This is a genomic window from Virgibacillus proomii (assembly GCF_900162615.1).
GTDB lineage: Bacteria > Bacillota > Bacilli > Bacillales > Amphibacillaceae > Virgibacillus > Virgibacillus proomii.
In genome coordinates, this window is sequence record NZ_FUFN01000010.1 from 241543 (window position 1) to 257363 (window position 15821).

Here is a 15821-nt window from a genome sequence, read left to right on the forward strand (position 1 = left end):
GCTTTGTTATTACTTATCTTGTCAAATTATATGGAAACTTGCAGGTATTTGCTTCACCTGCTTTAGAGATATTTCAAATATTTGGAATCAATCCACTTAAACCAATTCGCTTATCGGAGGTTGGTGAAACGCAAAGAGGATTACGTTTATACATTAGCCTTGGTAAAATAATCGAGGGAGATTATGGTATGGATTCAGATTGGAATAATTCAAACACAATAGAAGTTGAAAATGTTACTTTTGATTTGATAAAGATTTAATATTTGTCCTGAGGATATGCCACTCCCTGTTTTGCAACTGAGCTTTATAACAGAATGGACTTGGTTATTAAACGAAGACCCGATAGCTAATATTTCTTGACTTATTTCATGAAGGTTTTTTCTTTATATCTTGACCTGCCCCTTAGGGAGTGCATTAGAGTAAAAGCAGGAGGTGGAAAGATGAAAATAAAAGACGTTTGTGCACAAACAGGTTTAACTAGAAAGGCAATTGAATACTATGAATCGAAAGGATTAATCGACCCGATAAAAGAAGAGAACGGTTATCGTTTTTTCTCAAATAATGATGTAAAAACTTTAAAGGAAATTTCCTTATTAAGAAAACTGGAATTATCTACAAGTGAAATTAGTGAAATTTTAAATTCTAAAGAACCTAATCAAGTGCTATTACAAGTGCAAGAAACAAAACAGTTGCAGCAGTCAATGTTACAAAGGAAAGTAGTTTTGTTGAGGAAATTAGTTGAAGGCCATCATCCGAGCGAGATTAACAAGGAATTAGAGGCAATGGAAAAAAGTTTATCCATAAAAGAGCGATTGTTACATAAATTTCCTGGATACGTTGGCAAATTATTTATCCTTCATTTCGGTACATATTTGGAAGTTCCCATAGAGACTACTGAACAAGAAGAAGCGTATAATGAAGTGATTAGATTCTTAGATAATCTGGAGGAAATGGAACTATCAGTGGAAATACAAAAACTATTGAATGAAGTAACTTTATTGATGACTGATTTATCCATGAACGATGAAGAGATTTCGAACTGGAATAAAGAAAAGATAGAGTTTGTTAATAACCCGAAAACTTGGATAAGAGAAAATAAATCTATCATCCAACAATATAATCGTATAAAAAACACGGATGAATTTTTGAAATTCAAACCACTTTCTAATCGTTTAAAACAGTTTATGCAATCAAGTGGATATTATAATATTTTTATTCCTGCAATGTGCAAGTTAAGTCCTGACTATGCTAAATATCAAGAACAGCTTTTAAGTGTAAATAACAAATATAAAAGTGAGATTTCAGAAATGTGAAAAGAAACGGGTTATCAAAACACAAAGATTTTATTTTAAGACTTTATGATCAATCAAGCGGTGCTCTTGGAACATTTGATAGAGGGAGAATTCATTTCTATATTGCAAAGCTGACCATTAGGTTATACGTTTGTTATCAATGATTATCAGTACAATAGGAAAAACTGGTCATGAATATCCTAAAAAAAACGGTGTAAAAGGAATTCTCCTGCATAGGAGAACAAAGTTTACAGTATACATCCGTCACAAAAAGACCTATTACATAATCTTATAAATTAATGTAATAGGTCCGTTCCAAAACTACTGTTCTTTTAATTTATATCTTCTATATATGAAGATAGCTGCACCAATGATAACTAGTAAGCTGCCAATTAATAATGTCGTATAGATTGGTGTTGCGGTATTCGGCAACTGTTTTCCTCCTATACCTTTATTAATCGTATTGTTAACCATCATGCTACCACCTTTTTTATTATCATCCTTTACTCCCGGCTTGTCATCACTCGCTTTATCGGGAGTTTCGTCTTTGTTATCAGGTTTTACTGGTTGTTTAGCGTCCTTTGGATTTTCAGATGTTGTCGGTGTTTCATTAGGATTTTCTGGATTTTTAAGTTCTTCCGGGCTTTCAGGTACTTCATTACGAGTGATATCGATAATTCGTCCTTCACGAATCGGATCCACTTTTCTATTTAAATACTTTTCATTAACCATATAATCACGAAGCTGCTGCCAATCGATTTCACCGATATTTTTAACTCGTCCGGCGGCATAAATTTTGGCAAATGTATCAAACCCGTCTCCACCTTGAGCAGTAAATTGGTTTGTTGTTATTATATATTTTACTTCCATGTTAATTGGAACGTATGTATCATCTTTTTTTACTTCCATGTTTAGCACTCTATTTCCAGCTTTTTTGCTGCTGTCATACATAAACTTCATACCAGATACGTGTAAAAACCCCCCGTTTTCAGCTGGTGCCAGACGTACACTATGTTCGAGAATTTCTTTCAGTTCACTACCAGTAACACTTGCTACAACGGGATCGTTTCCGAATGGGAGTATTTCAATGATTTCACCAACTGTAATTTCACCTTTATGTATTGGGGCACGGATACCACCGCCATTTTGCAGGGCGATAACGGTTTCGGGAAATTTTTCTTTTGCTTTAGCTAACATCGCGTCTGTAACTAAGTTTCCAAGTTCTGTTTCATTTGCGCGAACACTGTCATCCCCTGGTTTTTCTTGCCGTGGGTTAGAGATGTCTTTTAGAGCAATAGCTCCACTTGGTTCATTTCGAATGGATTCGATTTTATCGCTATATGGCTTTAGTGCCTCACTTATTTTACGATCTGCTTGTTTTTCTTTTACAGGGATCAATTTACCTTGATGTTTTTGAAGGACTCCTTCCTCATCGAAAACCACATCTAGTCGTCCTAAATTCTCGGCGTATTGACCAGCTTGTACAATTACTGTAGGATCTTTGTCATTGCCGTTATTATCTTTTGTAACGATAACAGGCTGTTGTAGCGCAGTATGAGAGTGACCACCGACAATAACATCGATTCCGTTAACTTCTGCTAGGTTTAAGTCATTTCCTACTGCTGGATTACTATCATAGCCTAAATGAGTTACTGCAATGATTTTATTAATACCTGCATCCTTCAATTGTTTCACTGCTTCTTTTGCTGACTGTAGATAATTTTTAAATTGTACATTCATTGGGCTGGAAATGGCTGCTGTATCTTCTGTAGTTAATCCAAAAATACCTACCTTTTCACCATCGATATTTTTCACTATACTATGATACGTTTTTCCACCGGTTGCATTTTCAACAGCAGGTGTTGCATGTACAAGATTTTTCATATGAGTGTCTTTTGAAAAGTCAACATTTGTTCCTAATAAAGGGAAGTTCGCACCTTTAACGAATGCTGCTAATGACTGATGATTTCCTTCTTGTGAACCTAAGTCAAATTCATGGTTACCATAAACCATTGCATCGAATCCCATTAAATTCATTAATGCTAGATCTGCTTGACCTTTATATTCATTAAAATATAATGTACCAGAAAAAACATCGCCACCATGTAAAAGCAGAGAGCTGCCTTCTTCACGGATTTCTTTGATAGCAGTGTACATGTTTGGCATATTATCTAAATGGGCATGCGTATCATTCATATGCATAACGGTTAACTCGAAGTTTTCTTCAGAGGAAGATGAAATAGATTCAACATTAGCTTGGGATTTGTTGTCGTTTGGATGTGTTACACTTGTTGGTTGTTCTTTCTCTAATTCTTGTAGTTCTGTTTCTTTGAACGCTTTTTCCTTTGTTAGCTCTGCTGTTTTTTCTGTATATGTAGTTTCGTGATTCGTTGGTTGTTCATCAGCTTGTGCCTTTTCATTAGGATCGGTTTTATTTTCTGTTTCCGTTACATCTTGCTGTGGTATGCTAGCTTCAGCTTGAGTGTACTCTTCTGGATTATTTTCCTTAATGGGTACTTTCGATTCAGCAAATGATTGCACTGGCAACATCAAAAAGAATAGTATTAAAGTTAGCATAAACTTTACGATTAAACTACGAAACAACTTATTTTTCACTGCTAGATTCCCTCCTTTTAATTTCTATCATAAGCTCAAATGTATTAGGTTGATGTAATTATTGAGTTAAAATTTTGTAAATTTGTAGTAAAACCTCCTCCTATTTGAATTAAACTCTCGTACTCTATTATTAGTTTCAATTTTTGCTTGTAAAGTCCTGCCAAAATGTGCAATATTTATCTAAAGTTCTTCATATTCCCTTAAATTGTGAGTTTAAAAAGAGTTTAAAAAGATCGTGTTCATCTCAGGTCTTAGAAATCCTTTTTGCAACTCTGATGCTAGAACGTCTTAACTGGTCGAAATTTGATCTGAAGAAGTTTCAAGTTGTCAGATTGTATGCAGATAGGTACATGAGTGCTGGTATAGATTCCTTGAAAACTTCTTCTCATGCAGGAACAGTGTTTTTCTTTTCCAAGGAGAGAGCAACAGCTAATAAAGAAAACTTGGCTAGCGGCAAGTATAGCTTAGAAGATAACCTAGTTACACTTATATTTAGAACGTAAAAATTTTTGACTATCTTGAATTGACTTCAACGCAAAAATTTCAACCGTTCTAATGTACGAAGAGATTCAACCTCTTCGTATGATATCAATTTAAGTGATAGAAAGTGATATAGGAAACTATTTGCTGTTAATGATGAAACTTATTCTTATCTTATTCGTAAGTTATAGAAAAGGTGGTGGTTGAAAATTATAGATCAAGTTCTTTTAACTAAAGGAGCAAGAAGATTTGGCGTTAATCTATCTGACTTAAAACAATTTGGCGGGTTTACAAACAATGTTTTTGAAGTTAACAGCGACAGAGGAACATTTATGATAAAGTATTATCCGAGTTCCATGTATGAAAAACATTCTATTGAATCGGAGTTAGACTGGATTATATATTTATTTGAATCTGGAGTGAATGTAACAGCCCCTATCGTTTCTATTAATGGAAAGCTCTTGGAAGTAGTAGTATTAAATAATGAAGAAGTTTGTTGGGTAGTAGCATTTGAAAAAGCTAAAGGTAAATTTGTTGACGTTTCCAACGATGAAGAATGGAACTCCAACCTTTTCTATAGCTGGGGTAAGACGTTAGGAAAAGATAAAAAGGAAAGATTGGAATAACGGATTACTTTTTACAGATACAATTAGTGTTAGTAGGGCGATAATACGGAAGTGGGAGACATTTATTCATGAACTGAATAAGCTGCCTAAAGATAAAAACTGTTATGGAATGAACCATCATGACTTACATCATAAAAATTTTTATCCCGCATGTAACTGGCAGTAAGACTTACTTGAACATATAGAGGAGGAGTCTTTTTGTTTGTTTCTAAAAGAATTAAATTAAGAAAAATGACAATGGAGGATGTAGAACGATATCATTCTTGGAGAAATGATGTTGATGTAATGATTTCTACCAACCCCTTATTGGATTTGTACACATTATCAGAAACAAAAGCTTTTGTTGAAGGAGTTATCCTAAATTCAAGCTCATCCAAAAGTTATATCATTCAGGATAAAGCTAATGAAAAAGCAATTGGTATCACATCATTAATTAACATGGATCAAAAAAACAGAAACGCAGAATGTATTATTGATATTGGCGAAAAAGATTATTGGGGAAAGGGAATTGGTAAAGAGGCATTAAAATTACTGCTTGATTATGCCTTTCTAGAAATGAATTTACATCGTGTATCATTACGCGTATTTTCATTTAACGAAAGGGCGCTTCATTTATATAATAAAATGGGCTTTAAACAGGAAGGTGTAAGTAGACAAGCATTGTTTCGCAATGGCAAGTGGCATGATATCATCCATATGGGAATACTTGAACGTGAATATTTGGCGATGCAAGATTAGCAGTTCAGGCTACACATTCCGTAGTTGAACAAACGATATGGCTGTTTATCCTACATCTAAGGTGTCGTAACACTCTCCTTACAAGAGTTATAGAGAATGCGAAGAAGTTTAAGGGGAGATAGTGGTACCTAAATGCCCAGTTTGTTTATGTCAACAGGACAAGGAAAACCCACGACAGCGATACTTCGCACGTAGAAAAAGCGGTTTGCTTTTTCAAGGATAGAGAAGCTTTGAAGGAGTACACCGCAAAAACTCCGACAACGATACATCGTATGCAGAAAAACTTTTTCTCATCCCCAACCGATGAATTAAATTAGTTTTTTTGCAAATAATACTCTATCTTGATCTTGCCCATCATAATTAGCCGTTACTTCGATTCCATCGATTTTTTTATTTCCTGTTTGAATGACAAACCCCATCTTCATATGATAGGCAATGGAAGTTTTGTTAACAGGAGATGTTACACAACGTATAATATGACGGTCATTTTGTTGGGCCACTTTAAAAAAATGGTAATATAATTCCTTCCCAATCTTCTGTTTTCTAAATTTAGGATGAACCCCGACAAAATGGATATATGCTTCATTATGTTTAGACTGTGAGAGAAATCCAATGAGGAAACCTACAATTTCTCCACTTATTTCAGCAATAAAGCTTGTATTTGTAAAATGATCAAAAAACAACTTTGGCAGCATATCTGACATATTTCTTCCGCCCCACCATTTATTAATTAACGGTGATAAGATGTAATAGTCGGAACTTTTGACAAAACGAATTTTCATTTTATTCTCCTATGATTTATTTTATTTGTAACATATGATGTTGTTCATGTAGTGCGATGATTTTTGCCACCAGTTTCATTGTCACGGTACCTTCTTCAGAATGTATGGTTTCTTCATCCCTAACTCTATCGTACTAAAATATCACTAGCGTTACATATAAAAATTTAGATCAAGTCAACAATATTTTTTTAAGTCTAAGGTTTTACAATTAGGTGAACTAACCTACGACCTTTCTGCTATACCGCTTTCATTTAAGTATTCATCTACTACTCTGTTTAGATAGTAATCTGGTTTTACTTCTTGGGAGATGACATTATCAATACCGGATGGCTTGATTATGTGGTTCATTGTTTTAGCTGTCTGTGGAGTTATGATAGATAATGTTAATTATAATGAAATAATTGCACTACATAAATATTTAGTAGACAATCTACTATCCCTTTTTATTATAAATTTTAGATATAAAATACACTATTGTTTGAGTTTTTGGTACTTAATTTTCGCTTTAATCCTTTTATTTCAAAAGGCAGATTTATCAGTAATTGTTTCTCTACACAAGATTGTAGCTGCTTTAAGGACTTAACGAAAATTCGCCTTGATTAAGTTCTTATACATACCTCTTATATAAAACAAGTTCTCCCTGTTCGTCCTTAAAGAAGAAAGGGAGAACTTTTTAGTACGGTATTAAAATTACTCTCTTTCTATACTTCTCCATAAACTCTTATAAGAACTATTTACAAATTTAACAAATTGATGCATGATTTGCGAGCGTTTACTTTCGAACTGACTATCTAATTATTTTATACAGAGGCAACTGGATGTTAAATTGAAAATCTATTGAAACATTATTAACTTTAGTGTAAAATAAGTAATAATTTTGTAATAGTTTATATAATATTTTCCAAATTTGTTTGGGTATCCCTGTGAAAACTGTTTAGGAATCTGACATTATTGAAGATTAGGACATTGTTTTAAAGGTTAAGGAGGAGAAAGAATGAGCAAGAAGAAAAAGACTATTCTGACGACTATAATTACCCTAGTTGTTTTAGTGGGCGTTGGAGGTTATTTTTTCTTTACTAGAGGAACAAGTACCGCAGTAGAAGAAGGAGAACTCATGCCGTTGATGGTAAGTGATTTAAGTGGTGAGATGAGTTCAGGAAGTGAATTATTTGCTGGTGTGGTAGAACCAAAGGAAACGCAGAAAATTATGCTGGAGCCGGAACGTGGCAGAGTGAAAGAGATTTTTGTTAAAGAGGGAGACGAAGTCAAAAAAGGGGATAAGCTCTTTTCTTATCATAATCCTGAAGGACAAATGCTATTAAAAGAAAAAGCAATTGATTTAGAAATGGCGAATATAACAATTAATCAGAAAAGTAAAGAAGTTGATTCCCTGCGTAAGCAATTATCAAAAGCAGAAGATGAGGAAAAAGGGGAAATTCGCGAGCAGTTAAATCAGGCAGAAATAGATTTGAAAGTGGCGAATTTGGATGCACAAAAAGCTAGAATGATGCATGAAGAGGAACAGAAAAAAGTAAATAATAATATAGTGACAGCCAAGGTAAACGGTATTGTTCAAAAAATCGATGAAGAACAGCAGCAAAAACAGCAAACTGATGAGGAAACTGGTTCAGAACCTTCAGGAGGCACATTTATGCAAATTGTGAATACAGAAGCTGCTTATGTAGAGGGAACCGTCAATGAGCTTGTGAAAGATGGTTTAAAAGTTGGTCTTGAAGTTAATGTTGCCAGTAGAAAGGATCCAGAACAGACATGGCCTGGGAAGATTGCAGAGATCGGTAAGCTGCCAGTAGAACAGTCCGAAGAGGGTGCTGAAATGGACATGTATTCAGAAGATCCTAGCAATCCAAACGCTTCTAAATACTCGTTCAAGGTGGAGCTGAAGAGTCATGAAGGGTTGGAATTTGGATATCATGTATTTATTGAATTAGCTGAAGAAGGCGCTAAAGGGGAAGAAGTAGTGCTGCCAACAGAATATATCGTGCAGGAAGAAGAGAAGCCGTATGTTTGGAAAGTCAAAGATGAAGCGCTTGTTAAACAAGAGGTTGAATTGGGAGCAGAAAAAGAAGATGGCATGATGATAGTAGTGAAAAAGGGATTGAAGGCCGATGATTACATTCTATTCCCGGAAGATTCATTAAAAGAGGGAAAGAAGGTTACAATTGATGATTCAATTGAAGAAGATTTCTAAATCCTATAAACAAGGAAAAGAACAAGTCCCGGTTCTACATAACATTGATCTAACCATTGAGCAAGGGGAATATGTGTCAATTATGGGGCCTTCTGGATCGGGAAAATCTACTATCATGAACATTATTGGTTGTTTGGATACACCTACTTCAGGAGAATATACACTGGAAGGGATGGATATGCTCGCCGGCAAGAATAATGGGCTGGCGACAATCCGCAATCGTTTTATAGGTTTTGTCTTTCAAAGCTTTAATTTACTGCCTCGTTCAACAGCACTTGAAAATGTGGAATTGCCATTGATATATGCAAAAGTAGATAAAAAAGAGCGGAAAGAACGGGCAATTGAAGCACTTGAAAAAGTAGGTTTAGGGGATCGGCTGCATTTTAGACCAACTCAGCTTTCAGGTGGGCAAAAGCAGCGGGTGGCAATTGCAAGAGCTGTTGTCAATAACCCAAAATTTGTGCTCGCGGATGAACCGACTGGAGCGCTTGATTCTAAATCAAGCGAGCAAGTGATGGAGATCTTTACGAAACTCAATCAAGAAGGAGTGACGGTTGTTTTAGTGACACATGAGCAGGAAATAGCTGTGTATACAAATCGAACCATTTTCCTTCGTGACGGCCGGATTCTTAAGGATGAAAGGAGAGCAGTCAATGCTTGATAATATTAAACTTTCTTTCCAGTCCATCTTTGCCCATAAAATGCGGTCCATTTTAACAATGCTCGGAGTGATAATTGGTATTGCAGCCATCATTACGATTGTATCCATGATAGAGGGGCAGAAAGAAAGCTTAAAGTCTGAAATGATTGGCACGGGCAATAACTCGGTTACAGTCATGTTTCAATCGGACAGTGCTGTTGACATGATGTCGGGAGAATATATTGGCGACGTGCAGGAAGATCCGCCACCGGATGTACTGTTACCTGTATCGCAAGAGCGTTTGCAAGAAGCAGCTGATATAGATGCCGTAAAAAATGTTGCACTTTTTTACCAAAATTATGCAGAAGTGTTTCATTTAAACAACTACTTGGATGCAGAAATTTATGCAACAGATGAACGTTATTTGACATCTTTTCCAATAAATATTTTAGAAGGTAGAAAAATAACCGCTTTAGAATATAATAAAGGTCGTCAGGTAGCAATAATTAATGAAGCGATGAGAGATAGCCTATTTCCAGAAGATGGCGTGGCGCTCAATAAAGTCATTGAGGTGAATGCAGTTCCATTTCGAGTAGTAGGAGTCTATGTAGATCAGAAAGTTAATGAAGATAGTATGTGGATGATGGATGACAGTGAAGGCAAAATGCTGATTCCCAAAGCTGCCTGGTCTCATTTAGGTAGCTTTAACGACTTGCCGCAAGCTCTTGTACAGGCTAAACGTTCTGATGATTTAGAGACAGCAGGGCAAGCAGTTGCTGACGTATTGAACCAAGATATCCCAACTGAATCTACCTGGCACTACAGTATTCCAAATGTAGATGAAATTATCGCTGATATTGAAGAAGTCAACCGTGCTTTCACATTGCTTCTGGGCGGAATTGCCAGTATCTCTCTACTAGTGGGGGGAATTGGCGTAATGAATATTATGCTTGTATCAGTAACAGAAAGAACTCGTGAAATTGGTATTAAAAAGGCCTTAGGAGCAAAGCAGGGAGTGATATTAACTCAGTTTCTTACAGAAGCAGCTGTGCTGACGAGTATTGGGGGAATTGTCGGCATATTAATAGGAATCGGTGGAGCGAAAGCCATATCTCATTTTGCTAAACTTCCATTTGCTATTCCAGTTCCAGCGATCATCGGTTCTGTGCTGTTTTCCATGATTATTGGGATTGTATTTGGATTGCTTCCATCTATGAAGGCAGCCAAAATGAAACCTATTGATGCACTGCGTTATGAATAAATAAACACTTTGATGAAGCCGGCAGCACTGACAAACAAAAATGTTAGTGCTGCTTATGTTTCTTTGCTAAAACGTCGGAAATGCCTCCTAATAAGAAACAGACAGCAAGTCATCAAATAACGAGGAAAGTCTGATGGAGAATATTTAACGTTAGGCTTATTATCAGGGGGACCCGTTAATTGGAGTACGATTTCATTGAATGCGAAGATAAATTCGTTTAGTTCATTTAAGACATGGCAACAAGCAGATTTCTATACATACATGTTAAAAAAACTTCGAGAATTTGATTACATTAATTGCCGAAGAAAAAGTAATTTTAATGAAGCAAGGATATAGTTTATTAGATGGAAGGAAGTAGTCCGCTTTATATGGAAGCAGCTAAAATCAATTTGGGAGAGGTTATTTTGACAAGTTAAATAAGGGGTACTACCAACAAAAAGCGGAAAATGTACGCTAAGCAAAATTCGACATAAAAAAAGCCGATTTTCCTACGCTAAGGAATTTTTCGGCTTTCATTTTATTGATTGAGAGGGCGCAGGGAATTTAAGTTTTTTATTTTTGCCATATCAAAGGTGTATTCCCCAAGAAAATTGATATGTTCCCAACCTAGTGGTGAAATATGTTTTAATAAGTCCTCTCGAAAATTTCCTTTTTCCTTTAACACTTTAGTTGCTTCGGTAAGGTATACGGTATTCCATACGCTAATTGCGTTAATTATAATATTTAAAGCACTTGCGCGTTGCAACTGATCTTGTAAGCCCCTTTCCCGTAACTCGCCTCTTTTCCCAAAAAATAATGCTCTTGCCAAACCATTCATGGCTTCTCCTTTATTTAGACCTCGCTGGATACGTCTACGTAGTGTCTCACTGGATATGTAATCCAAGATAAAAATAGTTTTTTCGATTCTTCCCATTTCTCGTAAAGCAGTGGCTAATTTGTTTTGCCTTGCATATGAACCTAACTTTCCCATAATAAGTGAACCAGATGCTTTTCCTTCTCTAATAGAATAGGCTAATCGAAGTACATCATCAAAGTTTTCCTGAATAACCTTTGTATTAATCCGTCCACGAAGTAAGTTTTCCAATTTAGGAAAATCACTTGGCTTTTGAATTGTGTATAGTTTAGCGTCAGTTAAATCACGAATTCTTGGTGCAAATCGAAAACCCAGCAAATGGCTCAAACCGAAAACCTGATTGGTGTAACCAGCTGTATCAGTATAATGCTCCTCAATATTTAACTCCGTCTCATGATGAAGTAACCCATCGATTACATGTACAGCATCTCTCGCATTCGTATTAATGACCTTCGTATAAAAAGAAGAGAATTGATCACTTGTAAACCGATAAATGGTTGCACCTTTGCCTGTCCCATAATGAGGATTTGATTCGGCGTGCAAAGATGATACACCAACCTGTACTCGCATTCCATCAGATGAAGATGTGGTGCCATCACCCCAATATGAAGCAAGAGTTAATTTTTTCTGGAAATTCACCAATGTAGCTTGTGCCCGACTGATAGCGTCATCATACAAGCGCCATTGAGCAGCATTAGCCATTTGGTGATAAGTAATTCCAGGTGTAGCATCTGCCATTTTAGTCAGACCAATATTTGTTCCCATTGCCATAAGTGCCGCCATCAGAATAGGGTTTTCCTCTTCCCTTGGTGGTCGATTGGTGGAAGCATGTACCAACATTTTATCAAATCCTGTCCAATGGGCTACCTCCATTAAAAGATCAGTGAGCTTTACCTTCGGCAACATATTGTACAAGGATAAACTAAAGTTTCGTGCTTCTTCGGGAGTATCTTTTTCTAAACGATCCAGTCTAAGTTTAGATTTTTCTATGTTTACTCCTTCAAGACCATCAAGATTATTTGAAATCCATGTAAGCCGTTGAGTTAGTGCTTTCCTTTGTTGCTCAAGATATTCCTCTGCTGAGGAGCGAACTGCTAACTTAGTTTCTTCAAGATTTGTTGTTACCCAGTCCTCTTTAGCAACAAGGTACTCTTCAAAGTCTTTATGTAGCCTACTGCCAACAACATATACATCTCCTGAACGAATAGATTTTTCAATTCCGTTAAGGCAGCCATTTCATAATAATGTCTATTTATGGTTCCTTCATCATCATAGACATGCTTCTGCCAACGTTTTGGAACAAAATCTAATGGAGCCTCATCTGGTACTTTTCTTTTTCCAGACTCGTTCATTTCTTTCAATGCTTCTAAAGCGCGTATTAATGGTTCTGATGCTTTTGTCGAACGAAACTCCAAAGATTTAAGAAGGGCAGGAGTATACTTTCTCAGATAAGTGAATCGATTTCCAAGCAAATCTAGATAATCATAATCCATCGGTCGAGCTAATTTTTTCGCTTCTTCAACGGAGGTAATGATTTTATCCCATGGCATTACTTTTTCAATGAAAAGGTATAATAGATTTCTAATTCACGTTCAGTCATATTCATTGGTATTTGCACAAATTCTGCTCTTTGATCTACTGTAAGTAATTCTTTTCCTCTTGAAGCTATTTCTACCATCCTTTCATTAACAAAGGGGTTATTGTTATTGCTTGCAAAATAAAAGAGAGATTAAACTTCCGCAGCATCCTTTTCCACCTGTTTAACAAGCTTGTAGAACGTCGTTTTTTTAACATCTGCTTGTCGCATTGCACTTGTTGCCGAAATATTACCTTTTTTCCATTCGTGATAAGCATCCATGAACGCATCTGTAATCCGTGCTTTGGGACGACCAAAAGTTTTGCCTTGCTTCTTTGCTACCTCAATTCCCTCACGCTGGCGTTTTCGTATTCGCTCCCGTTCCTCTTGTGCCATCCAGGAGAGAATTTGCAAAACAAGGTCGGCTATGAAGGTTCCCATACTGTCTTTATATTGCGTGGTATCAAGCAGTGGCATGTCCAAAACAACTATGTCAGCCTGAAGTTCCTTAGTAATGGCATTCCATTCCTGCACGATTTCCACTTTATTCCGGCCAAATCGATCAAGAGAGTGAATATACAGCACATCCCCCGGACGAAGAATTCGTTTTAAAAGTTGATATTGTTCCCTTTGAAAATCCTTCCCACTCATCTTATCCATAAAAATGTCACGATCATTAATACCTTTTTCTCTCATTGCAATAATTTGGCGAGCTTCATTCTGGTCTTTGCTGCTTACCCGAATGTAACCATACTTCCGTTTTTCCATATTATAAACATTCACTCTTTCTGTTGGTTTTTCTTTCCATATTATACTATATTTTGTTCGTAAAAGTATATGTAAATCAACGAACGTCCGTAAATGATTTTACGATGTTTACGAATTGGTAATTTTAATATTTATTGAAGGTTATAAGCTGTTCGTAAATGTGTACTTTTATAAACGATAGCAAACTCTTATTCCTAAACCTAATTGGGGTACAGACAGCAAAACGAAAATGAATGTTGGCGGTACCTCTTAATAATGCTTTATAATTTTTAAAAAATATTAATTATTTTCAATAAAATGTTATTTAATAAAAAAGTTTGTTAAGATGTTATTAATACACAGGATTGTAAAGTACTGTACTTCAAATGTCGTTTAGTGAAAAAATTGGGAGGGAATTTTGATGAATAGGGAATAATTATTTAAAAGTGGTTCAAGAAAGGTTTAGAAGTGTTAAAGAACAAGGAGATTTTAATCCTACGTTTGTTACAATTCGATTCAAACATCTTTGAACGTACAAAGCTTAAGAGTACATCAACTGCATCAATAATTATTGGTTGGCATCTCCACCTATGCACTTTAATTTCCTAATCTGACAAGTGGTATTAATCTTCGCGATATTCTCATTATAAAAAATTAAAAGGAGTATACGATGACTGAACTAATTAAAAATAAATCATTTTTATTAATTGTATTTGGACAGGGAAGTTCAGGTTTAGGAAATACGTTTTCCGTATTTTTAATGTCCTGGTTACTATATGATTTAACAGGTTCAATTTTTGCGATGGGGACTATTTGGTTTGTCTATGTTACTTCAATGATAATTTGTCATATTATTTCGGGACCTTTTCTTGATAGATATGATAAAAAGTATATCATGATATTCTCAGAATGGATGAAAGCGATAATTTTCATTCTTCCATTCATCACTTTAATAAATCAGAATTTGACAGCAGAAATACTGTATCTAGTTGTAATCTTACTGGGGCTGATAGAGCCGTTATTTAGACCAACATGTATGTCATATTTAACTTCAATAATTGAAAAAAATCACTTATTAAAGGCGAATGCTACCCTAGAGTCTGTTTTACAAATTATGATAGTAGTGGGACCTTCCTTAGCAGGTTTTATGATAGGAATATTAAAACCAGAAATAGTAATTTTAACATTGATAATGATCTTTACCTTTTCTGGATTTATATTGCTGCTGATACCAAAAGAAAAAAGACATAGGGTACATGAAGAAAAACGGAAAACAAGTTGGTTAAGTGAATTTACAGAAGGACTAAACTTCTTTAAACAAAATAGATTATTTTTATGGATTGCAGGATTAATATTTTTTGTGAATTTTGGATCGGGAGCAACACAACCAATGTTATTACCTTTTGTACTTGAAGAGTTGAATGGGAATTCATTTCAATATGGGTTTATTAGTTCGGGTATAGCATTTGGTATGTTACTAGGATCATTATTAGTATCCTCCTTTAGAAAAATTGGAAGTTTAAAACTTATTATGTTAGGAGCACTTACACTCTCGGGATTGAATTTAATGCTGATGGGAAGTGTGTCAAATTTCTATTTAGCTTTTATTTACATTTTATTATATGGGTTGTTTATTGTTATTTTTAACATTAATAACACGACTTTATATCAACAAAGAGTACCTGAAAAGATAAGAGGGCGGGTATTTCTAGTAAGAGGATTACTAGCTCGAATTGGTATTCCTATTGGTGCGTTAGTTGGTGCTTCTATAGTTGAGTTAATTGGGTTTAGATATTTATTCTTTCTGTTAGGAGTGATAACTATAGTTCCTTGTATTATCGCATGGAATTTACCATCATTTAATCAGTTAAATACTTATAAAGAAGAGGATGTTGGATAATTCATCATTTATGTTATCTATTTAATAGTCGGAAATTTTTAAATTTATATATGATTTTGATATAATAGGTACAAAATCTATGTTTAGATAACCGATAATTT

At 35.3% G+C, this 15821-nt stretch carries 10 protein-coding genes and 1 pseudogene; 7 read left to right on the forward strand and 4 right to left on the reverse strand.

Annotated elements, in window-relative coordinates:
- Positions 1-440: 440 nt before the first annotated feature.
- Entirely contained in the window at positions 441-1313 is an 873-nt protein-coding gene (locus BN1066_RS09220; protein WP_179104347.1) for a MerR family transcriptional regulator, read from the forward strand.
- Positions 1314-1613: 300 nt separating this feature from the next.
- Here BN1066_RS09220 and BN1066_RS09225 read toward each other — a convergent pair whose 3' ends face one another.
- A complete protein-coding gene (locus BN1066_RS09225) occupies positions 1614-3908 on the reverse strand; it encodes a bifunctional metallophosphatase/5'-nucleotidase (RefSeq protein ID WP_245799753.1) in 2295 nt (764 codons plus the stop codon).
- A gap of 683 nt (positions 3909-4591) precedes the next feature.
- On the opposite strand from BN1066_RS09225, the gene BN1066_RS09230 reads away from it, so the two are divergent.
- Together BN1066_RS09230 and BN1066_RS09235 are read left to right on the forward strand one after the other, a co-directional pair.
- Entirely contained in the window at positions 4592-5014 is a 423-nt protein-coding gene (locus BN1066_RS09230) for a hypothetical protein (protein WP_077319166.1), read from the forward strand.
- A gap of 198 nt (positions 5015-5212) precedes the next feature.
- The gene (locus BN1066_RS09235) at positions 5213-5752 is read left to right on the forward strand and encodes a GNAT family N-acetyltransferase (RefSeq protein ID WP_077319167.1); all 540 of its coding nucleotides are present in this window, start codon (positions 5213-5215) and stop codon (positions 5750-5752) included.
- A gap of 308 nt (positions 5753-6060) precedes the next feature.
- Here BN1066_RS09235 and BN1066_RS09240 read toward each other — a convergent pair whose 3' ends face one another.
- Positions 6061-6534: a GNAT family N-acetyltransferase gene (locus tag BN1066_RS09240; RefSeq protein WP_077319168.1), complete on the reverse strand. Its 474-nt coding sequence runs from the start codon at positions 6532-6534 to the stop codon at positions 6061-6063.
- A gap of 994 nt (positions 6535-7528) precedes the next feature.
- Here BN1066_RS09240 and BN1066_RS09250 point away from each other — a divergent pair.
- The 3 genes from BN1066_RS09250 to BN1066_RS09260 are packed head-to-tail and all read left to right on the forward strand — an operon-like array spanning position 7529 to position 10644.
- A complete protein-coding gene (locus BN1066_RS09250) occupies positions 7529-8743 on the forward strand; it encodes an efflux RND transporter periplasmic adaptor subunit (RefSeq protein WP_077319170.1) in 1215 nt (404 codons plus the stop codon).
- Positions 8718-9404, forward strand: coding sequence for an ABC transporter ATP-binding protein (locus BN1066_RS09255; protein WP_077319171.1), 687 nt, complete (start codon positions 8718-8720; stop codon positions 9402-9404). The genes BN1066_RS09250 and BN1066_RS09255 overlap by 26 nt, the downstream gene beginning before the upstream one ends.
- A complete protein-coding gene (locus BN1066_RS09260; RefSeq protein WP_077319172.1) occupies positions 9397-10644 on the forward strand; it encodes an ABC transporter permease in 1248 nt (415 codons plus the stop codon). Before BN1066_RS09255 ends, BN1066_RS09260 begins: the two co-directional genes overlap by 8 nt.
- A 517-nt stretch (positions 10645-11161) precedes the next feature.
- Here the strand turns inward: BN1066_RS09260 and BN1066_RS09265 are convergent.
- Both BN1066_RS09265 and BN1066_RS09275 read right to left on the reverse strand, forming a co-directional pair.
- Positions 11162-13059 (reverse strand): annotated as a pseudogene (locus tag BN1066_RS09265) (Tn3 family transposase); the annotation flags it as partial.
- 167 nt (positions 13060-13226) lie between these two features.
- The gene (locus BN1066_RS09275; RefSeq protein WP_077319175.1) at positions 13227-13841 is read right to left on the reverse strand and encodes a recombinase family protein; all 615 of its coding nucleotides are present in this window, start codon (positions 13839-13841) and stop codon (positions 13227-13229) included.
- A gap of 649 nt (positions 13842-14490) precedes the next feature.
- Between BN1066_RS09275 and BN1066_RS09280 the strand changes: the two genes are divergently transcribed.
- A complete protein-coding gene (locus BN1066_RS09280) occupies positions 14491-15720 on the forward strand; it encodes an MFS transporter (protein ID WP_077319176.1) in 1230 nt (409 codons plus the stop codon).
- Positions 15721-15821: the final 101 nt, after the last annotated feature.